The sequence below is a fragment of the Microbulbifer pacificus genome, assembly GCF_002959965.1.
GTDB classification, from domain to species: Bacteria; Pseudomonadota; Gammaproteobacteria; order Pseudomonadales; family Cellvibrionaceae; genus Microbulbifer; species Microbulbifer pacificus_A.
In genome coordinates this window covers 1,617,647-1,637,171 of sequence record NZ_PREV01000026.1, presented here as the reverse complement: position 1 = coordinate 1,637,171, position 19,525 = coordinate 1,617,647, and the positions used below count along the sequence as shown (strand labels likewise).

Sequence of the window (19,525 nt, the reverse complement as noted above, 5' to 3'; positions counted from 1 at the left end):
GGGTCGGGACTCCGGTGGTGAGGGCTTGTGGCAGCCGATAACCCGTATCGGCTGCCCGGTGAGGATCAGCCGCTGGTCATTTCCCGCAGACTGTCGGCTTCCAGGTCGTCTTCAATGCGGTCGAGGATTCGCACCACCAGGATATCGAGCAGCTTATCCAGTTCGGCCGGTGTCGTGTCTTCGGCATCCTGGCCATTGTTGTACGTCTTTATCTGGTAATTGCCCTTGATGCGCAGGTCCGCGATATCCACGCGCCTTTCCTTGAGTATGCGGCCGTCGGGCGCCTGCAGGCGGAAGTGGTAGTCGCCGCTGGCACTCAGGTTGCCGCGCTCCAGTTCAAAACGGCCACTGTTCTTGAGCCCGTTCAGCTGTTTGACCACGGAGATATCGATGAAATTGTGCAGCGCCAGTGCACCGTTGCCGGCACCCAGTGGTACCTGTTCATCGATGAAGAACGCCCGCAGTGCGGTGTCGAGCTTGTCGCGCAGCTGATCACTGAATGCGCGCGTGGCGGCGTCGCGCGCGGCGGTAAGTCCCTGGCCGGAGGTGGCCTGGGCCAGTAGTGCTTCCATGTCGTTGCCCTGTAGCGGCGTGGGAATGTCCGCGGCGATTTCCGTGCGTGCCAGGGCGATCTGGGGGAGCGGACCGGCTTCGCCGCCGAACAGACCCTGGCCCACCGCGGGCGACGTAGCAAGCGCCATGAGGGTGCACAGGACAAGGTGGTTGGTGGCGAGGCGGTGCCTGAAGAAGCTGATCAAGAGAATCTTCCTGTGATTTGCGCGATCGTGGGGTGTCGCCGTTCGCTCGGCGCGCTCAGGGGCGGCTCTGGTGATGAGGTCGGCTTGTTATCGGGGCGTAAAACACCCTTTTGGATGAGGCTGCCATCGCCGCGGCACAAGTGCAAAAATATTGGTGACTGCGTTTGACCAGTCAGTCGCAACAACGATTGGTCGCCCTGGGAAAGGCGGCGCGGTTCACAGAATTTGGAAAAAGAGTCGAGGAATTTGGCGGAAAAATTATTTGTGGTACCAGCGTACTAAACTTCCGCAAAGAGTGGCTTGTTGTGCAGCCAGCGCCTCACCAGTGCCATACGCGCGGCCTGATCCAGGCGGGGGGTCGCGGCAATCTTCTGTACCAGAGGTAACAGGTGGGCGTCTCGCTGAAGATCGGCGATGCGGTGCTGTATCTCGCCGGTCTGTCGGGTGCCGAGGATTTCCCCGGGGCCGCGCAGGCGCAGGTCTTCCTCGGCAATGGCGAAGCCATCGGCGTGAGTGCGCAGCGCCTGCAGGCGCGCGCGGCCGTTGGCGGACAGCGGTGTGGAGTACATCAGCACACAGTGGCTGGCGATACTGCCCCTGCCGACGCGCCCTCGCAGCTGGTGTAGCTGGGAAAGGCCGAGGCGCTCGGGATTTTCGATGATCATCAGACTGGCATTGGGCACATCCACACCTACCTCAATGACCGTGGTGGCGACCAGCAGATCGACTTCTCCGGCCTTGAAGGCGTCCATTACCAGCTCCTTGGCATCTGGCTTCATGCGCCCGTGCACCAGTGCCACACGCACGCCGTCGAGAGTATCCGCCAGCTCTTCGGCGGTGGATTCCGCCGCTTGCGCCTGCAGCGTCTCCGACTCCTCGATCAGGGTGCAGACCCAATAGGCCTGACGGCCCTCGCGCACGGCGTTCTGTACCCTCTCCATGACGTCGTAGCGGCGCTCATTCGAGATGGCCACGGTGTTGATGGGCTGGCGTCCGGGAGGCAGTTCGTCGATCACCGAACAGTCCAGATCCGCGAATGCCGACATGGCCAGGGTGCGCGGAATGGGGGTGGCGGTCATGATGAGCTGATGGGGTTGGGTGCGTTGCTGGTCTCCGGGAGCGCCCTCGATCGAGCCTTTTTCCCGCAACTGCAGGCGTTGGCGCACGCCGAAGCGGTGCTGCTCGTCGATGATGACCAGGGCCAGGCGGTGGAACTCCACGCCCTCCTGAAACAGCGCGTGGGTGCCGACGACCAGCTGTGCATCACCGCTGGCGATGGCCGCAAGCTGGGCGCGTCGCTCCGATACTTTCATGCTGCCGTTGAGCCAGGCCACGGTGATCCCCAGCGGCTCCAGCCAGCTGCAGAAATTGATGCGGTGCTGCTCGGCGAGAATTTCCGTGGGCGCCATCACCGCGCATTGGTACCCCGCGCCGATAGCCTGCAGTGCGGCGCGTGCCGCCACCAGGGTTTTGCCGGCGCCTACGTCGCCCTGCAGCAGGCGCATCATGGGTACGCTGCGGGCGAGGTCGTCCGCAATTTCCCTGCCTACACGTTTCTGCGCATTGGTGGGAGAAAACGGCAGGCGCGCAAGAAAATCCCTCTCCAGTGCAGTGCTCGGTGCCAGTGCCGGCGCTGCAACTCTGGAGGCGCTGCGGCGCAGCTCCAACAGGCTCAGGTGGTGTGCCAGCAGTTCTTCCAGTGCCAGCCTCTGCTGGGCGGGGTGCTGCCCCTCCGCCAGCTGCGCCAGATCCGCGTTCGCCGGCGGCTGGTGCAGATACATCAAGGCGCCGGCGAGCGGCATCTGCAGCGCGCGCGGCAGCAGTTCCGCCGGCAACAGCTCGGTGACGTTGCCCTCCGCGAGCCAGTCCAGCCCCTGGCCGATCAAGGCGCGCAGTCGTCCCTGCCCAAGCCCTTCGGTCAGTGGGTAGATGGGGGTAAGGGTGTCGGCCGTGGGGGAGATATCTTCGCCGAGGACTTCTGTCTCCGGATGATAGAGCTCGATACCGGCACTGCCGCGTCGCGCTTCGCCGTAGCAGCGTATGCGGGTTCCCGGCGCCAGGCGGTTTTTCTGTGCGGCGGTGAAATGAAAGAAGCGCAGGGTGACGCTGCCGGTGCTGTCCTGCAGCCGCACCGCCAGGCTGCGGCGGCGACCGAGGACCACATTTGCGGCGCGCACCTCGCCCTCGATGACCGCGTCCATGCCCGGGCGCAGCCCGGTCAGGGGCACCACACGGGTACGATCCTGGTAGCGGGTCGGCAGGTGAAACAACAGGTCCTGCAGGGAACTGATGTGCAGTCTGGCTAGTGTTTCCGCCAGTTTGGCGCCGACACCTTTGAGCGCGGTGACGGGCACTTCCGCGAGGGTTTTCGGGGCTGGCGGTTTCTGACTGTTGTCGGAACTGGGGCTCACGGACTCTTCAGCTGACACTGATTGATGGCATCGCGCAGCATGTCAATGGCGCGGTGGCGCGGGAAGCTCGCCCGCCAGGCCAGGGCTACGGTACGTTGAGGAGCGGGTGCCACAAACGGGCGGGTAACGAGCACGCCGGTAGCGTACTGAGAGGCCGCAGCCGCGGACAACGGCAGCACGGTGATACCGAGGCGCGAGGCCACCATGTGCCGCAGGGTCTCCAGCGAACTGCCGTCGGCGGCGGTGCGGATATGGCCGCTGCCGGCCTCTTTCTCGATGGACTGCTGCAGCTGCGGGCAGGCCTCCAGCACCTGATCGCGGAAGCAGTGGCCCTCACCCAGTAGCAGTACATTGTCCTCGCACAGTTGCTCGGGGCTCAGGGCGTCGTACTTGGCCAGTGGGTGGTCCGACGGCATCAGGACCACAAAGGGTTCGTCGTACAGCGGTTGGGTGACCACGTCCGGCTCGGTGAATGGTAATGCGATGATCACCGCGTCCAGTTCTCCCTTGCGCAGGCGTGCGCGCAGGGTGGAGGTGTAGCCCTCCTCTACATACAGCGGCATCTGCGGCGCCAGTTGTTGCAGCTGCGGGATGAAATGCGGGAACAGGTAGGGCCCGATAGTAAAAATGGCACCCACCGACAGCGGGCTGCTCAGCTGGTCCTTGCCGGCGCTGGCGATGTCCTTGATCGCCGCCGATTGCTCGAGTACCAGCTGGGCCTGAGCGACGATACGCTCACCCAGTGGCGTGGCTTGCACTCGGGTCTTGGAGCGCTCGAACAGGGCCACACCCAATTCCTTCTCCAGCTTTTTGACGGCGATGGACAGGGTCGGCTGACTCACAAAACAGCGCTCAGCGGCGCGACCGAAGTGCTGCTCCTGGGCCAGGGTGACGATATAGCGCAACTCGTTCAGTGTCATGGCAAACGCAATCAAGGAAAACTTGGCGATAGAGTTTATTCATAAACCCCCCTGAGCGGCCAGCAAAACCGCCGGGCAGATGTGTAAAAGTCTCAAACCAGAAAAAAATGCTATTAACGAGGTTTATAGTTAGTAATTTTTGCTATTAACTTGGCGATTGCGCGGTGGCGTGGCGCTTTTTTTGCTATACGTGTAAGGGCAAGTGTTCAAAACACACAAAGCGGAGAATCGCTATGGGAATCTTGTCTTGGATCATTCTCGGCCTGATTGCAGGCGCTCTGGCCAAATGGATCATGCCGGGTCCGGACCCGGGTGGCTGGATTGTCACCATGATCATCGGTATCGTCGGTGCTTTCCTTGGCGGATGGCTGGGCAGTTTTGTGGGGCTCGGCACGGTGGGCGGGTTGTCCTTCGGCAGTATCATCACCGCCGTAGTCGGCGCCATTGTTCTGCTGTTTATATTCAGAATGGTGAAAAAGCGTTGACGCAGCCCTGAGCGATAAGTGCGGGGTCACACAGCGCGCTGTAGGCCCCGTTCACAGATTGCGATGGGCAAACAGGTTATAAATAGCTTTACTGACTGGGTATTCGCAGTCATTCACAATTATTCTCACATTTCAAAAAGATAAGTGCCGACGGATTCCTGGCACTGGGCATTTGGGGCCGGAGTTCGGACCTGGGGGATTGTTCAAGCGGTTATGGCAAAGGAAAAAGTCTGGATCTTCGGTTGTGGTGATCTGGGGACTCGTCTGGCACTGAAGCTGGATCGCAAGGCGTACGATGTATTCGGCGTGCGTCGCAATCCGCTGCAGGCGCTGGCACGCAAACGCCGGGCCGATGTGGTCAACTGGCGCCGCGGCGACGCCACCCGGGTAGAGGATATCCACAGGCATCTGAACCAGGGCGCGGACATCGTCATCGCTACCTTCACCCCCGGGGCCAGCACTCCGCAGGCTTACCAGCGCGCTTATGTGGAAACCGCCAGCGCCATGCGCCAGGCCCTCGCAGACATGGAGAGGCCACCCCGTCTATTCCTGTGGATTTCCTCATCGCGTGTTTATGGCCAGAGTGGTGACCAGTGGCTGGACGAGCGCTCACAGCCCCTGCCCAGCAGCTATCAGGGCGAAGCCTTACTGGCGGCGGAGAAAATCGTACAACAGAGCGCGGTGGAAACCTGTGTGGTGCGGTTTGCCGGCATCTACGGCCCCGGTCGCGACCGCCTGCTGTCGCAGGTCCGGGCAGGCCGCTGTGCACCGCCCTCCCCGCCGCAATTCAGCAACCGGATTCATGTAGACGATGCGGTGGGATTTCTGGCGCATCTGATCGACGGCCAGAAGAAAGGCAGAGCGATAGAAAAGCTGTATATCGGAGCCGACTGCACGCCGGTGCCCATGTACGAACTGCAGAGCTGGCTGGCCAAGTCTATGGGGTACACCAGCGCCCACCTGCGTGAAGAGGTACCCACCAGCGAGCGCCGCTCAAAGAAACTGAGCAACAAACGCATGTTGGACAGTGGTTACAAACTGCTGTATCCGGACTATCGCGCGGGGTACAGCACCCTGCTGGAGAACGACTGACCCCTCGCCTGGCGCCCTGCCCGGACTTCCACAATACGCGCCGCGTTTTCGACGCGACGCGTCATATCCTGTCTAGATCACCATCACCGCTTCGGCTTCAAACTGTGCACCGCGCGGCAACTGACTCACGCCTACGGCAGCCCGTGCCGGGAACGGCTTGGTGAAGAGCTCATCCATCACTTCATTGACGGTGGCGAAGTTACTGAGATCGGTAAGGTACAGGTTCAGTTTTACGATGTGGTCCAGGGAGCCGTTGGCGGCTTCGCACACCGCGCGCAGATTTTTGAAGACCTGCAGGGCTTGCTCGCGGAAATCCTCGGAGACGAGCTCCATGGTTTCCGGTACCAGCGGGATCTGGCCGGACAGGTAGATGGTGTTGTCGACTTTAACGGCTTGCGAGTAGCTGCCGATGGCGGCCGGTGCCTTATCGGTTTTTATCACGGCGCGATTGGGCATGGGTTACTTCTCCGGGCCCGTCGGGGCCTGCTTGCTGAAAAAGAAAGCGGGAGAATATAGCGCGGTTCCCGGGGTTTGGGGAGCAATGCCGGGCTGTCGATTGCGATATGCGAACCCATCCACAATCCGCAAAAAATCGCGCAAATCCCTACCGAATCCCTCAAAACACCCGCAACGCCCATCCGCCAGTCGCGACGGACTCAAAGTAACCATTGAGGCCTGCCATCGGTGCCCACCCGACAAACGATTGCCGACAGGTTGTTTGGCGGGTGGGCACCGATGGCGGGCCGGACTATCCGGGCACTCGTGCTACTGCGAAGTTCAGATGAACTCCGTTGCAGGTATTGTGGCGACACGGCTACCGGAGACCATCCGCGAGACACGCCGTAGACCCATCCCTGGGGGCTCTTCTAAAACATCCATGTTTTAGAAGATCTCGCGGATGGTCTCCGGTAGCCGTGCCTTCGCATCGACGTTTCGTGTACTTAATTTGGGCCGATGGAGGTGATCAAGGACGGGCGATCTTCAGGACCGCAGGCAGGTTGCGCAGGCGTTTCATTACCCGCGCCAGGTGCACCCGGTTGGAAACTTCGAGCGTCAGAGCGATCACACTGTGCTGGGCATCTTTCTCATCCACGTGGATCTGCTCGATGCTGGCGCCCTCTTCCGTGATGCGTGTGGCCAGGCGTGCGATGATGCCGCGCTCGGACTCCACTTCCACCCGCACATCGCCGAGGAACTCCCCCTTCACATCCGGCGACCAGTTCACCGCCATGATGTTTTCCGGGTGTTCGCGCAGTTCCGCTGCATTGCGGCAGGTATCGCGGTGCACCACCACACCCTTGCCGGAACTGATATGGCCCATGATCGTATCGCCAGGGATCGGGCGGCAGCAGCGGGCGAAGCTGATCATCATGCCCTCCTGGGCATCGATGGTCAGCGGTGAGGAGATATGGCTGGCTTCGGTTTCGGTGGTGCCCGGTGGCACCAGCAGTTTGGCGGCGGAGAACGCAGCGCGGTTACCGAGACCGATTTCTTCCAGCAGGTTGTCGAAGCTCTCACAGCGGGCTTCCTTCACGCCGCGCTGGATCTGGTCTTCCGCCAAGTCAGAAATCTTGAGGTGGAATTTGACCAGTGCCTTCTCCAGCAGCCGCCGGCCCAGCGCGATGGAATCGTGGTGGCGCTGGTGCTTGAGGAAGTGGCGGATGGCACTGCGGGCCTTGGCGGTCACCACAAAATTGAGCCAGTTGGGATTCGGCTGCACATTTTTGCTGGTGAGGATTTCCACCTTCTGGCCGCTTTCCAGCGGCTGTGACAGCGGCGCCAGGCGCTGGTTGATACGCACCGCCACGCAGGAGTTGCCGATATCGGTGTGTACCGAGTAGGCGAAGTCCACCGCGGTGGCACCGGCGGGCAGGTCGATGATCTTGCCCTTGGGGGTGAATACGTAAACCTCGTCCGGGAACAGGTCGATCTTCACGTTTTCGATGAATTCCAGCGAGTCGCCGGCACGCTGTTGCATCTCCAGCAGGCCCTGCACCCAGCGGCGCGCGCGCACCTGGCTGGTGCCGCCGGTGTTGAGCACCTCATCGCCGGAGGACTTGTACAGCCAGTGCGCGGCGATGCCGCTGTTGGCCATCTCGTCCATTTCCTTGGTGCGGATCTGCACCTCGATCGGCACCCCGTGCATACCGAGCAGCACCGTGTGCAATGACTGGTAGCCGTTGGATTTGGGGATGGCGATGTAGTCCTTGAACTCGCTGATGACCGGCTTGTACAGGTTGTGGATAACCCCGAAGGTGCGATAGCAGGTATCCACACTGTCGACGATGATGCGGAAGGCGTAGACGTCCATGATTTCCTTGAACGACTTCTTCTTCGAGCGCATCTTCTGGTAAATGCTGAACAGGTGCTTCTCGCGACCGATCACCAGCGCGTCGATCTTTTCCCGCTCCAGGCGCAGTTCGATCGCGTTCTGGATCTTTTCCAGCAGCTCCTTGCGGTTGCCGCGGGCGGCGACCAACGCCGCGCGCAGACGGCTGGCGCGCAGCGGATAGGTGGCGAAGAAGGCGCGGTCCTCGAACTCGATCCGCACATCGTTCATACCCAGGCGATTGGCGATGGGGGCGTAGATTTCCAGAGTTTCACGGGCGATGCGTGCGCGCTTCTCCGGCTTCAGCGAACCCAGGGTGCGCATGTTGTGCAGGCGGTCGGCGAGCTTCACCAGAATCACACGGATATCGCGCGCCATGGCGAGCGCCATCTTCTGGAAGTTTTCCGCCTGCTTTTCCGCCGGACTGTCGGTTTCGAACTGGGTCAGCTTGGACACACCGTCCACCAGATCCGCCACTTCAACCCCGAACTGCTCTGCCAGCGCGGCCTTGGGAATGCCTGTGTCTTCGATCACGTCGTGCAGCATGGCCGCGGCCAGGCTCTGGGCATCCATGTGCATGCCCGCCAGGATGGTGGCGACGGCGAGGGGATGGGTAATGTAGGGTTCCCCGGAGCGCCTTGTCTGGCCCTCGTGAGCCTGCTCCGCGTAGAAGTAGGCGCGGCGGACAAACTGGATCTGGTCGGGGGGAAGGTAGGATGAGAGGCGATGGGCCAGACTGTCGATCGTATGCAAAGCCGCGCTCGCCTCTTAGATTTCCTGCAAGTCCTGCATCAAAAGGTCGGTATCTGAATTACAGGTCCTGCTCGGACAGGAACACCGGTGCCGGCGGGGCGCGGCGCACGGGCTCTTCTTCCGGCTCGTCGAGGATACTGGCGTCCACGAAGCCCTCTTCGATTTCGCGCAGGGCGATCACGGTGGGCTTGTCGTTTTCCTCCGGTACAAAGGGATCGCGGCCGCCGGTGGCGATCTGGCGGGCGCGCTTGCTGCCGACAATCACCAGCTCAAAGCGGTTGTCTACGTGGTCGAGGCAATCTTCAACGGTAATACGTGCCATAGGTCTTCTGTTCCAGTGTGGGTTCACCCGGGTGGGCGAGATTGGGCAAATTCTGTTGTCTGCCGGCCGGGTTTGGAGACGGGCCCGGACAGATTGGGGGTAGCTATTCTACCGGAGCGCGCGGTGTACGCAAATCGAACAGCGGCACCGCCACCGAAACTGTTTGGGGCTAGAGGCTGCGAAGTAACGATTGCAGAAGCCCGGAGTGCCGTTCCTGCTGCCGCACCAGCCGCAGGCGCTCGGCCACCATGATGGCGCGCAGCTCGGCCAGCGCCGTGGTGAAATCGTCGTTGATGACCAGGTAATCGGTCTCCACATAGTGGGACATCTCGCTGATCGCCTGCGCCATGCGCTTGTCGATCACCGCCTGGTCGTCCTGGCCGCGCCCGGTCAGGCGCTCCAGCAGCGCCTGTTGCGACGGCGGCAGGATGAAAATTCCCACGGTTTCCGGCATCAGCCGGCGTACCTGCGCGGCGCCCTGCCAGTCGATTTCGAGAATCACATCGCGCCCCGAGGCGAGCGTTTCCTCTACCCAGGCCTTGGAGGTGCCGTAGTAGTTCTCGAACACCTGGGCGTGCTCCAGGAACGCCCCCTCTCCGAGCATCGCCACAAAGCCATCGCGGTCCACGAAATGATAGTTGATCCCATCGATCTCACCGGGGCGCATGGGCCGGGTGGTGTGGGACACGGATACGGTGACCTGGGTGTCGGCCTCGATCAGCGCCTTCACGAGACTGGTTTTACCGGCGCCGGATGGCGCGGAGACCGTATAGAGAGTACCTGTGGACACGGCGAACCTTGCTGCAGTGGTGGTAAGTGGGATGGTGGGCGGGGATTATAACGGATGCGAGACAGGCAGTCCCCCGGCCGGTGCTGGGGGGCAAAGGTGTTGGGCTTTTTCGAGCCGCCTGTCACGGGGGGACGGGCGGACCGAAGCCGGCCGGGAGTGCCTGCGGAAACTCAACCCGGACTCAGGGGAAGTTCGGGCTACTGCGGATTCCTAGCGTTAATGACTAACGGAAGTGACTGTATCGTCTTTGCCAGTAAAAACCAACCACCACCACAACGTTACACTGACGATGCAGTAACCGGCGACCGCGGTCCAGATTGCCTGTGGCAACAGTGGTAGCGCGACGGCCAGGGCAATCAGCCTGCCCGTTTCCCAGAAGCGGGTGCGCGCTTCTCCATCCAGAATGCGCCCGTTGATCACCAGCCCCACCACCAGTATCAAAACCAGCAGCGCCGTGGTGCCGTAGTCGAGGGTTTTGCTGTACTGCAGCAATGCCAGTGTGGCGACGGAGTAAACCACATGCTGCGCCAGGGCATACCACCGCAGGCCCCGGGCAATGGCCGGGTCAAAGCGTTGGAAATTGTCCAGGTCGCAACTGGGCACGGGCATCGCCGCCTCCGCGTCCGCGGGGCGGTAGCCGGTGGCCCGGAACCACAGGGTAAGTTTTTCCTTCCAGCTCTTGGTGTATACCGCATCCAGCCACATACGCCGGAAGTGCTGCAGGTTGGCGGCGAGCGGGTCAAAGGTATTGAGCGGCTTGCGCACGCCGTAAATGCAGGGTTCTTCTTCGAGCTCCTCCTGATAGGTGCCGAACAGGCGGTCCCACACAATCAGCACGCCACCGTAGTTGCGGTCCACATACACCTTGTTCTGGGCGTGGTGTACCCGGTGGTTGGAAGGGGTGACCAGAATCCACTCCATCCAGCGCACCTTGGGGAATTTCTGGGTGTGGACCCAGAACTGGTAGATCAGGTCGATGGCGCCGGCGGTGACCAGCAGCTCCCAAGGCATGCCGATCAACAGCAGCGGCAAGTAGAAGATCCATCCCAGCGGCACCAGATCGCTGGACTGCCGCAGCGCGGTGGTGAGGTTGTAGTCCTCGCTCTGGTGGTGCACCAGGTGCTCCGCCCAGAAGATATTGATCTCGTGGCAGATGCGGTGCTTCCAGTAGTAGCAGAAGTCGTAGGCGATCACCGCCAGCACCAGGTGCCAGGGGTTGTCCAGCGACCAGCTGATACCGAGGTTCTGGTAAACCGGTTCCAGCCACTGGTACAGGGGGATGTAGAGCAACACCAGGATGCCCACGCGTACCAGGCCGAGGATGCGGCTCAGAATGCCGGCGGCGAGGCTGCCGATGGCATCGTTCAGGCGATACAGACCCCAGCCGCGCCAGCGGTCCAGAGCCAGTTCGATCAGTACGGCGAGCAGAAAAAATGGAATGGCGGCAGTGACGAGACCCACGGGTACCTCGGAATATGGATTGTGTCGTTATCGTTGTTTTCAGCTGTGGGTAATGTTGCCACAAGCCGCGACGCGAACCATGTCCCGCAGAGACCGGATTCCGAAATCCGTGAGCTTTTCGGAAGCGGTTCCCCATAAAAAAGGCCGGCAAATGCCGGCCAAAACAAGGGGGAAATTACGGATCAGAAATTCCGCAATTCGCGGACCCGATCAGGGTGCGGCCTCAGCCTGCAGAGTAACCCCGGAGTAGGCGCTGTAACCGCGGATGCTGATATACCAGGTCCCCGCCTGCGGGTTGCTGATACTGCAGCTCTCGTTGTTGCCGTAGCGATAGGGGCGACAGTTGTAGTTGCTGGTGGTGGGCTGGGCGCCGTAGCGCACATACAGGTCGCCGTCACCGCTGCCGCCACTCATCAGGACTTCCAGTGCAGACATGCCGCTGTTCACGTCCAGGGTGAAGTGCCGCCAGGAGCCGGAGGAGCCAGAAAGATTGGTCTCGGTCCAGCCGGTGGCGCCGCCACCGCTGCCACCCTCATCGAAGCTGCCAGTCAGGCTCACGCCAGAGAAGCTGCTGTAAGCGCGCAGCATCACATGGTAGGTGCCCGCCTGCACATTACTGATATTGCAGGTTTCGTTGTTGCCGTTCAGGTAGGGTCGACAGTCGTAGCTGCCGGTCGTGGGTTGGCTGCCATAGCGCACGTAAAGGTCCGCGTCGCCGCTGCCGCCAGAGATGCTGAAGCTGAGGTTACTGACACCGGCCGGAACCTCCAGTGTGAAGTACAGGGCCTGGCCGCTGCTGGCGGAGAGACCGGTTTTGGCCACACCGTTGGTCAGCTCGCCGTCACCGGGCTCAGGGTCACCACCGCCACCGCCATTGGCTGCCGCCACTGCCGCCGCGGCATCCACGATGCCGGAACCACACTGGCTGCAGCTACCGGGGAAGCTACGTGCAGTGCTTTTCAGGATCGACTCCACTTCGTTTGGCGTAATACCGCTGTCCACCGCGTACAGCAGTGCCGCCGCGCCGGCGACATGAGGTGCCGCCATACTTGTGCCCTGATAGAAGGCGTAGCTGTCGCTGCCGGGGCCCTGGCTGCCGCTATTGAGCGTAGACAGCACACCGTTGGAGCTCACGGAAGTTTCGCCACCCGGCGCCGCCACATCCACCACGCTGCCGTAGTTGGAGTAGTAGGCGCGGCTGCCGGCGCGGTTGGTGGATGCCACGGAAATCACACCGGAGCAGCTTGCGGGGCTGTAATTACCGGCATTCGCGTTGGAGTTACCCGCCGCCACCACCACGGTAGTGCCGAGGCTGCGCGCAGTGTTGATCGCGTTCTGGGTGGTAGTGTCGCAACTGCCACTGCCGCCGAGGCTCAGGTTCAGCACTTGCGCCGGGTTGGCGTTGGCCGGGACACCACTGACGCTGCCGCCTGCGCCCCAGATGATGCCGTCGGCAATGTCGGAGGTGTAACCACCGCAGCGGCCCAGTACACGGATGGGAACGATCTTCGACTTGTACGCGACGCCTGCCACACCGGTGCCATTGTTGGTTACCGCGGCGATGGTGCCGGCCACGTGCGTGCCGTGCCAGCTGCTGCTGTAGGCCGGTTGCCCGGCACCGCAGGCGCCGGCGGGAGACCAGTCGCCGGGATCGCTGGCGTCACTGTCGCGACCGTTGCCATCCTGGGACACGCTGGTGTCTGAGATCATGTCGTAGCCGGGCAGAATATTGGCGTTCAGGTCGGCGTGCGGGCGGTACCCGGTATCGATGACACCCACCACAACCCCTTCACCCTGGGTCACATCCCAGGCCGCCGGCAGATTCAGGCCTCCAGTGGCTTCAAAGTAGTGCCACTGCTGGTTGTAGTTGGTGTCGTTGGGGACGGCCATGGGCCGCATCAGGCGGTCGGGTTCCGCGTATTCCACCTGCGGGTCTTGTTGCAGGCGGGCAATGATCGCATCGAGCTCCGCTTTGCTGGTGCGCCGTTCCAGCTTCATCAATTGCGCCCCGGTCGCGAGGCGGCGCATGTGCTGGAAGCGGTGGCCGGCGGTTTGCGCCACCCGGTCGATGGCGGTCTGCGACATGGACATCGCATTGGCGCCGGCCATGGTGTTCTTGTATTTCACGATGATGCGATCCGTCACCACCTCGTCCGGTGCAACCGCCATGGCGGACAGCTCGGGCTCCACTGCGTGCGCGGTAAAACTCACACCGAATGTGGCGCTGAACAGAAGCGTTGCGGCGCCGAGCACGGCACCGGGACGCTGTTTCAATAATGCTGAAAATTTCATTGTTGCGAATTTCTCCTTAATTATTTTTATCGACGGAGCTGGATAGAGAGCCGTCGTCAAACACACTGCGGAACTCCTGGGCAGCGGACCTGGAAATCGAGGCCCAATTTTGTTGGGCGTCTGTTTCCGGGCTTTGGTTTAACGAGGAAGTGGGTTGCGCCCACAATCAAAAAACGGGACAACTCTTTGGAATTCGCGCCAAAATTAGGATCTATTTGGTACGATCGTAACCCTTTAGGGATTTTGTGCGATGGGTGTCTCACGCGCTGGCGTGAAAAGCGTTTTCATGTTTGGCAGGCTATTTTCCTGCTATCCGAAAATCGGCAACAGCGATCAGCCACTGGGAAAAACGTTTCTGAAGATGAAAAAGCCGCGACAATTTCGCGGCTTTATGGAAATCAAAAGTCCGAGCACTGCACGCTACGGGTCCAGCAATTTATTTTTCGCTTCAATCCAGCGGCTCATGAATTCTTCGGCTCGATGCTCGGTGCGCCGCAGTATCCGCCCCCAGATATTGCGGTTGCGATGGGCGTCCAGGTCCGCGGCGATACTTTCGAGTCGCTCAATAAATGCGGTGGCGTGTTGTGGGTAGGAAAACCCGGCGGCGAGCGCGCGGGTGCCGGCATTGCGCACCTGATGCCATGCGGATTTGTCCCGGTAGAGATGCGCTACGGTTTCGGCAAACTGATCTGGATCATCGCTCAGGGAATATCCCCAATCGTTTTCCGCAGCCATGGACTCCGCGCCGACGGGCGTTGTAACCGTTGGCGTACCGGAGAGCCAGCCGTCCAGAATTTTCCCCTTCTGCCCGGCACCGAAGCGCAGTGGCGCCAGATTCAGGCGGTACCTTGAAAGCGTGGTAAGCGCATCCTCGGCGCGCCCGATTACCCGGAGCCCGGTGGATGGGGCACTGAGGCGGTGCATGGCGTGATCGGAGTAGGCGCCGTAAATGTGGCATTCCACACCGGGTAGCAACTCATGCAATCGCGGCCAGATTTCCTTGGCAAACCAGGTGGTCGCGTCGCGGTTGGGGGCGTGCTTGAATCCCCCAATCATGACCAGATGCCGGCGCGTGTCGAAGTCGGGTAGCGTATGTGTATCGGGTAGTTCGCGCACCAGAAAAGGCAGATAGTGCAATTGCCAGTCCGGCAGGCAGAAGTGTTGCTTCAGCAACGCCACCTCGACCCGGGAAATCATTATGGTGAGATCACAGCGCGCCATGGCCGCGACCTCGCGCTCGGCGATGGGGTGGAACAGATTCAGGGGTTGTCCACTTTTCAACGCCAAGTGTCGCGCCTCGCGCAGACTGTGAAAATCGCTGGTGTCCAGCAATGTAACGGCGTGGGGGCACTGCTCGCGCACCCGCCAGCCGAACTGCTCCTCCATTACGAAGCGATCGTAGATCACCAGCGAGGGATTCTGTGCGCGCACCCAGTGATCGAAGCTTTCATCGTTGACGGCAATCTGGTGCTCACCGTAACCGGTGCTGGACTGGAATGGTGTGGGTTGGGCTGGACTTGCGATCTCAATCCGGTAACCCGCTTCGGCCAGCAGGTCCAGAATATCCAGTGTGCGTCGTCCTGCGGCTGTGGATGCGGGCTCGGGCCACTGCTTGGCGATAAGCAGTGCGCATTTGGGGGGCGCGTCACGGTACATTGTGCAGTTAGGCTCCGACCTTGGTGCGCCGGCGGTGGCATTGAAAGTCAGCAGTAATGGGTGTGGTAACGGCGCAGATACGAAAAAGACCCGTCGGGCCATTTCAGCTATTGGGAGAGTGCGGTTCGACCGGGGTAATTACCGGATAGGGTGCCAGCTTGCTGGAGAATCGCTTCCTGATGATCCCAACTTCCCGGAGGATCAACTCATAAAGCCTTCTCATATCCTTAGCAGACGTGTTAATTAACACTTCTGCTAATGACTTTGTGTCGCTAGACGTTTTGACCACAAATCCCTATCCCGCTTAGATCTCTCGTAGCAGTAACTTGAGGTCGAGCGAAGTGTACTTTTCGCGTAGGTGCGAGTCAATTTTGAGTATATTAAATTCCGGACGACGATCCCCATCGCGTATTAGCGGATCAAACTTATACTTTGTCTTTAAAGTCGCGTTCTATTCTGTTTGCGGTTTCTCTGGAAGAAAGAAACTTTCTATGAAGCTTTTTTAAGCACTCGCCGGCCCTCGGCGGCCTCTCGCTCCAAGACGAACTCCCACGCTTTTACCGGGTCCCGATATACATACAGGATCAGAACACCGCGGTCCTTGTTGACTGACTGCTCTACGTCTATCTCCGCCCTCGCGCATAATCCGAAAGGGTGCTGTCAAAAACACAGCCAACGGTTGCTGCCGTTATAGTCTGCGAATTGACTGCGAAGCGGGTCAGGGTCAATGTGGACTATTGGTCCAACCTCTCGCGTAAGGCCTCCTATTATCGCCTCCGCCGCTTCCGTCTTGCCTGCACCGGGTGATCGAAGAACTGATCGCTATGCCCAAGGAGCTCAAGGTCGTCACCAAGTGCGGTGAGCAATTGCGCCTGAGTGACGACGAGCAGGCCTTGGTGCTGTCGGAGAATTGGGCAGCGTAAATAGCCGTAATCTCAGGTAATTGGAACATACGTACTTCAAGCTGCGGTTGTAAGGGCTATTTGCATTTCATATCCTCGATCTACTCGCCAAACTCACGTCTGGTCAGACTTCAGAAAACTGTCACGGATGACCTGAACAATGAATCAAGCCGATCGAGCCTTGAGAAAAAACACGATTCGTCATAATTCCCAAGAGCTCTATGCGTTATCACTGGAGGAATTTGATCATGCATTCAAAATCATGGCTGAATCACCTCGATACGTGTCTCAACGATCGACCTGGGAAACTTTGAAGAGCGGGGTGGAAGTTGGTGCGAATTACACGGCGACAGGCAAAGACTTGGGGACGCTAACCAAGCTGTTCGCAGATCTCGGCTTCTCAGGAACCAAGGCTTATATCAAATACTATAAAGGGCGCCCATACGTAATATTCAAGGGAAGTCCCGCATTGCGCAGAATATTCACGGGTACCCGTTATGGGCTTCAAAACGCCAAGGTTGTCCAGATGGGTATCGGTCGTAGTGGTGCTGTTAGTGCCGCGAGAAGTGGCGGCATACTGACCATCGTTCTGGTTAGTGCATTTCGCATCGCGGATTTCATCCTTACCGATCAAATGACGTTGAACCAACTGATTGGTACCTTGGCTACAGACGTCGTGAAAATTGGAATTGCTACCGGCGCCTCAATTATTGCGGCGGTCGGTGCTGCTGCTGTTTTTACGGTAGCAATAGGTCCAACGGTTGCCGCAATTGGGGTGGGGTTGCTGGTGTCTTACGGGCTATCGAAATTGGATGATCACTACGAAATAACCACGAAAGTGATCGCAGCTCTGGATGAGTTGGAGCGGCGGAATAATTCAAAGCTGAAACGTTTACAACAAGATGCTCTCGAAAGGGTGGGCGAATTGGCCGATAGCGTTATCGATTATGCTGTGGATGAAGCAAGGCGTATTCTTATAAACACCGCCAGACACTATCTACCGAGGAGGTTACCGCAATGGTAGATAGAGTCGTGAGCACCGCGACGGTCTCTCGACCGGCTGCAGCCATAATTTTACTGATTTTTTCGGCCGTAGTGGTGACATGTGTTTTGTTACCGACTAAAAGCTTGATTGAGTTGGTGGGCCAGATATCCGCTGGGGCGATTTCAATTCTGATTAACAAGGGTGTTTTCTACCTTTTGGGGGCAGGAGTTGCTCTATCATTCCTGTTGCTGGATGGTGTCTATAACACGTTGATACGACGCCCCATTCCTGCAAAGTTAAAAAAATTAGTGAGCGTAGCGATATTTTCTGGTGTGGGATTAGTGCTGATACTGCCACCGGCTGTGCATTATGTATCCGCATATGTACTTGAGCAGCGGGGATATCGTGTATGTGACTCGGCCTCCAGTCAGTGGCTATTTGTGCGAGATATTGTGTATGCCGCACCGGGTACATGTGACTGAGGGCCGAGTTTAACGCTTGAGGTGGCGAGCGTTGCCGCGTTTATTCGATGTTCTGCACCTGCTCCCGCATCTGCTCGATCAGCACTTTCAATTCCACCGCCGCCTGCGTGGTGTCGGTCACCACAGCCTTTGAAGACAGGGTGTTCGCCTCGCGGTTGAATTCCTGCATCAGGAAATCCAGACGACGGCCTATCGGCCCGCCGTTTTTCAGCACGCGGCGGGTTTCGGTGATGTGGGCGTCGAGGCGGTCGAGTTCTTCGTCCACATCGGCTTTCTGCGCGAGCAGCGCGATCTCCTGCTCGATGCGATCCTTGTCGATTTCTTCCAGCAGTTCCTGCAGACGGGTTTTCAGTTTTTCCCGCTGGTTCTGCAATATTTGTGGCAGCAGTGCGCGTACATGCGTGACCTGTTCGCTGATGCCTTTGATGCGTGTTTCGATAAAGCCCGCCAGTTCCGCACCCTCGCGCTCGCGGTTTTCCACCACCTGAGACAGCGCCTGCTGGAAGCCCTCGAGGATGGCACTGGCCTGTTCCTCCGCGTTGGTTTCCGGCTCCGCAATGACCCCCGGCCACTTGAGTACCTCCAGGGGATTGAGCGGCTGGCTTTCCGGGGCCACCTGTTGCGCGGCCCTGACCAGCTCGTCCACCAGCGCCTGATTAATCTGCAGGCCGGCTACTTCACCGCTGTTGGCTTTCAGGTTGAGCGTCATTTCCACCTTGCCGCGGTTCAGTGTCTTGCGCAGCAGCTCGCGCAGTTTCGGTTCCAGTGCGCGGGCAGCTTCCGGCAGGCGGAAGTGCGGTTCCAGGTAGCGATGGTTGACCGAGCGCATCTCCCACACGGCGGTGCCGGTGGAGTAGTTCACTTCCGCGCGCCCGAAGGCAGTCATACTGCGCACTGTATTGTTGGCCATGTTGCCGTGCTCCGGAAAAGCTGGGTGATGGAAAAAGAGCGGCACAGCATAGCACAGGGTGATTGCCGGATTTGCTGGCTATAATGGCCGGCCGTGAAGGATCCCTTTGGCATCTCTCAAATCCGCTGCGCGTGCGCCTGACGGCATCCGCTCACTACGCTGTTTTGGAGGCGCCGATATTCTCTTACTCAGAAGATGAGGTGTTATATGCAGCGACCGAGCGGCCGCAAACCAGAGCAACTGCGCGATGTGCGCATCACCCGCCACTACACCCGCCACGCGGAGGGTTCGGTATTAGTGGAGTTCGGCGATACCAAGGTGCTCTGCAATGCGTCGGTTGAGGCGGATATCCCGCGGTTCCTGCGCGGCCAGGGCAGCGGTTGGATTACCGCGGAGTACGGCATGTTGCCCCGCTCGACCGGCTCCCGTATGGGGCGTGAGGCAGCGCGTGGCAAGCAGGGAGGACGCACGGTGGAAATCCAGCGTCTTATTGGCCGTTCACTGCGCGCGGCGGTGGATCTGAAGCTGCTGGGTGAACACCAGATCACCCTCGACTGCGATGTAATCCAGGCGGATGGTGGCACCCGCACCGCATCCATCACCGGTGCCTGTGTGGCGCTGGTGGATGCGATCCGTTACATGCAGAGGGAGAAAATGATCTCCACCGATCCGCTGAAAAATATGGTGGCGGCGATTTCCGTGGGCATCTATGACGGCGTACCGGTGCTCGACCTGGATTATCCGGAAGACAGCAACGCCGATACGGACATGAATCTGGTGATGGCCGAAGACGGCGGCATGATCGAGGTGCAGGGCACCGCGGAAGGCGCACCTTTTACCGAACAGCAGTTCGCGGAAATGTTGGCGCTGGGCAAAGCGGGTATTCGCGAGCTGATTGAGCTGCAGAAAAAGGCGCTGGCGGAATAGCCGGCGCGCCCTCTGCTCAAAACAGGCAGGCTTTGCCACCCCGGGTGGTC

At 59.9% G+C, this 19,525-nt stretch carries 16 protein-coding genes and 1 pseudogene; 5 read left to right on the top strand and 12 right to left on the bottom strand.

Annotated elements, in window-relative coordinates; all coding sequences use genetic code 11:
- Nucleotides 1-65: 65 nt before the first annotated feature.
- The 3 genes from C3938_RS07365 to C3938_RS07355 form a co-directional block, all read right to left on the bottom strand.
- A complete protein-coding gene (locus tag C3938_RS07365) occupies nt 66-758 on the bottom strand; it encodes a hypothetical protein (RefSeq protein ID WP_105102520.1) in 693 nt (230 codons plus the stop codon).
- Nucleotides 759-1,036: 278 nt separating this feature from the next.
- A complete protein-coding gene (gene recG, locus C3938_RS07360) occupies nt 1,037-3,169 on the bottom strand; it encodes an ATP-dependent DNA helicase RecG (protein ID WP_105102519.1) in 2,133 nt (710 codons plus the stop codon).
- A complete protein-coding gene (locus C3938_RS07355; RefSeq protein WP_105103278.1) occupies nt 3,166-4,089 on the bottom strand; it encodes a hydrogen peroxide-inducible genes activator in 924 nt (307 codons plus the stop codon). The genes recG and C3938_RS07355 overlap by 4 nt, the downstream gene beginning before the upstream one ends.
- Nucleotides 4,090-4,322: 233 nt before the next feature.
- Here C3938_RS07355 and C3938_RS07350 point away from each other — a divergent pair, with 233 nt between their 5' ends.
- On the top strand, nt 4,323-4,574 hold the full coding sequence (locus C3938_RS07350; RefSeq protein WP_105102518.1) for a GlsB/YeaQ/YmgE family stress response membrane protein: 252 nt from the start codon (nt 4,323-4,325) through the stop codon (nt 4,572-4,574).
- Between the two features lie 213 nt (nt 4,575-4,787).
- The gene (locus C3938_RS07345; RefSeq protein ID WP_105102517.1) at nt 4,788-5,666 is read left to right on the top strand and encodes an NAD-dependent epimerase/dehydratase family protein; all 879 of its coding nucleotides are present in this window, start codon (nt 4,788-4,790) and stop codon (nt 5,664-5,666) included.
- A gap of 72 nt (nt 5,667-5,738) precedes the next feature.
- Here C3938_RS07345 and C3938_RS07340 read toward each other — a convergent pair whose 3' ends face one another.
- The 8 genes and pseudogenes from C3938_RS07340 to C3938_RS18390 form a co-directional block, all read right to left on the bottom strand.
- Nucleotides 5,739-6,122 (bottom strand): RidA family protein, encoded by a 384-nt coding sequence (locus C3938_RS07340; RefSeq protein ID WP_105102516.1) that lies wholly within the window; start codon nt 6,120-6,122, stop codon nt 5,739-5,741.
- A gap of 508 nt (nt 6,123-6,630) precedes the next feature.
- Nucleotides 6,631-8,748, bottom strand: coding sequence for a bifunctional GTP diphosphokinase/guanosine-3',5'-bis pyrophosphate 3'-pyrophosphohydrolase (spoT, locus tag C3938_RS07335; RefSeq protein WP_105102515.1), 2,118 nt, complete (start codon nt 8,746-8,748; stop codon nt 6,631-6,633).
- Nucleotides 8,749-8,806: 58 nt separating this feature from the next.
- Complete coding sequence (gene rpoZ / locus C3938_RS07330) at nt 8,807-9,070, bottom strand: DNA-directed RNA polymerase subunit omega (RefSeq protein ID WP_105102514.1); 264 nt, start codon at nt 9,068-9,070, stop codon at nt 8,807-8,809.
- A gap of 169 nt (nt 9,071-9,239) precedes the next feature.
- Complete coding sequence (gene gmk / locus C3938_RS07325) at nt 9,240-9,860, bottom strand: guanylate kinase (protein ID WP_105102513.1); 621 nt, start codon at nt 9,858-9,860, stop codon at nt 9,240-9,242.
- Nucleotides 9,861-10,076: 216 nt separating this feature from the next.
- The gene (locus C3938_RS07320; protein WP_105102512.1) at nt 10,077-11,321 is read right to left on the bottom strand and encodes a sterol desaturase family protein; all 1,245 of its coding nucleotides are present in this window, start codon (nt 11,319-11,321) and stop codon (nt 10,077-10,079) included.
- A 210-nt stretch (nt 11,322-11,531) separates the two neighbouring features.
- Nucleotides 11,532-13,613, bottom strand: a complete 2,082-nt coding sequence (locus C3938_RS07315; protein ID WP_105102511.1) for a S8 family peptidase — start codon at nt 13,611-13,613, stop codon at nt 11,532-11,534.
- A gap of 420 nt (nt 13,614-14,033) precedes the next feature.
- Complete coding sequence (locus C3938_RS07310) at nt 14,034-15,269, bottom strand: glycosyltransferase (RefSeq protein ID WP_105102510.1); 1,236 nt, start codon at nt 15,267-15,269, stop codon at nt 14,034-14,036.
- A 660-nt stretch (nt 15,270-15,929) separates the two neighbouring features.
- Nucleotides 15,930-16,064: pseudogene (locus tag C3938_RS18390) on the bottom strand (hypothetical protein); the annotation flags it as partial.
- Nucleotides 16,065-16,331: 267 nt separating this feature from the next.
- Between C3938_RS18390 and C3938_RS07300 the strand changes: the two are divergent.
- Nucleotides 16,332-17,195: a hypothetical protein gene (locus tag C3938_RS07300; RefSeq protein ID WP_105102509.1), complete on the top strand. Its 864-nt coding sequence runs from the start codon at nt 16,332-16,334 to the stop codon at nt 17,193-17,195.
- Nucleotides 17,189-17,638 carry a hypothetical protein gene (locus tag C3938_RS07295; protein WP_105102508.1) on the top strand — a complete coding sequence of 150 codons (450 nt, stop codon included), beginning with the start codon at nt 17,189-17,191 and terminating at the stop codon, nt 17,636-17,638. The genes C3938_RS07300 and C3938_RS07295 overlap by 7 nt, the downstream gene beginning before the upstream one ends.
- Nucleotides 17,639-17,678: 40 nt before the next feature.
- Here C3938_RS07295 and C3938_RS07290 read toward each other — a convergent pair whose 3' ends face one another.
- On the bottom strand, nt 17,679-18,548 hold the full coding sequence (locus C3938_RS07290) for a YicC/YloC family endoribonuclease (protein ID WP_105102507.1): 870 nt from the start codon (nt 18,546-18,548) through the stop codon (nt 17,679-17,681).
- A gap of 207 nt (nt 18,549-18,755) precedes the next feature.
- On the opposite strand from C3938_RS07290, the gene rph reads away from it, so the two are divergent.
- Nucleotides 18,756-19,475: a ribonuclease PH gene (rph, locus tag C3938_RS07285; protein ID WP_105102506.1), complete on the top strand. Its 720-nt coding sequence runs from the start codon at nt 18,756-18,758 to the stop codon at nt 19,473-19,475.
- Nucleotides 19,476-19,525: the final 50 nt, after the last annotated feature.

What these genes read in the sequence shown, in the direction of transcription:
- C3938_RS07355 (WP_105103278.1), bottom strand. Translation starts at nt 4,089, where the DNA reads ATGACACTGAACGAGTTGCGCTATATCGTCACCCTGGCCCAGGAGCAG.
- C3938_RS07345 (WP_105102517.1), top strand. Translation starts at nt 4,788, where the DNA reads ATGGCAAAGGAAAAAGTCTGGATCTTCGGTTGTGGTGATCTGGGGACT.
- rpoZ (WP_105102514.1), bottom strand. Translation starts at nt 9,070, where the DNA reads ATGGCACGTATTACCGTTGAAGATTGCCTCGACCACGTAGACAACCGC.
- C3938_RS07340 (WP_105102516.1), bottom strand. Translation starts at nt 6,122, where the DNA reads ATGCCCAATCGCGCCGTGATAAAAACCGATAAGGCACCGGCCGCCATC.
- C3938_RS07295 (WP_105102508.1), top strand. Translation starts at nt 17,189, where the DNA reads ATGGTAGATAGAGTCGTGAGCACCGCGACGGTCTCTCGACCGGCTGCA.
- C3938_RS07300 (WP_105102509.1), top strand. Translation starts at nt 16,332, where the DNA reads ATGAATCAAGCCGATCGAGCCTTGAGAAAAAACACGATTCGTCATAAT.
- rph (WP_105102506.1), top strand. Translation starts at nt 18,756, where the DNA reads ATGCAGCGACCGAGCGGCCGCAAACCAGAGCAACTGCGCGATGTGCGC.
- C3938_RS07315 (WP_105102511.1), bottom strand. Translation starts at nt 13,613, where the DNA reads ATGAAATTTTCAGCATTATTGAAACAGCGTCCCGGTGCCGTGCTCGGC.
- C3938_RS07290 (WP_105102507.1), bottom strand. Translation starts at nt 18,548, where the DNA reads ATGGCCAACAATACAGTGCGCAGTATGACTGCCTTCGGGCGCGCGGAA.
- C3938_RS07310 (WP_105102510.1), bottom strand. Translation starts at nt 15,269, where the DNA reads ATGTACCGTGACGCGCCCCCCAAATGCGCACTGCTTATCGCCAAGCAG.
- C3938_RS07350 (WP_105102518.1), top strand. Translation starts at nt 4,323, where the DNA reads ATGGGAATCTTGTCTTGGATCATTCTCGGCCTGATTGCAGGCGCTCTG.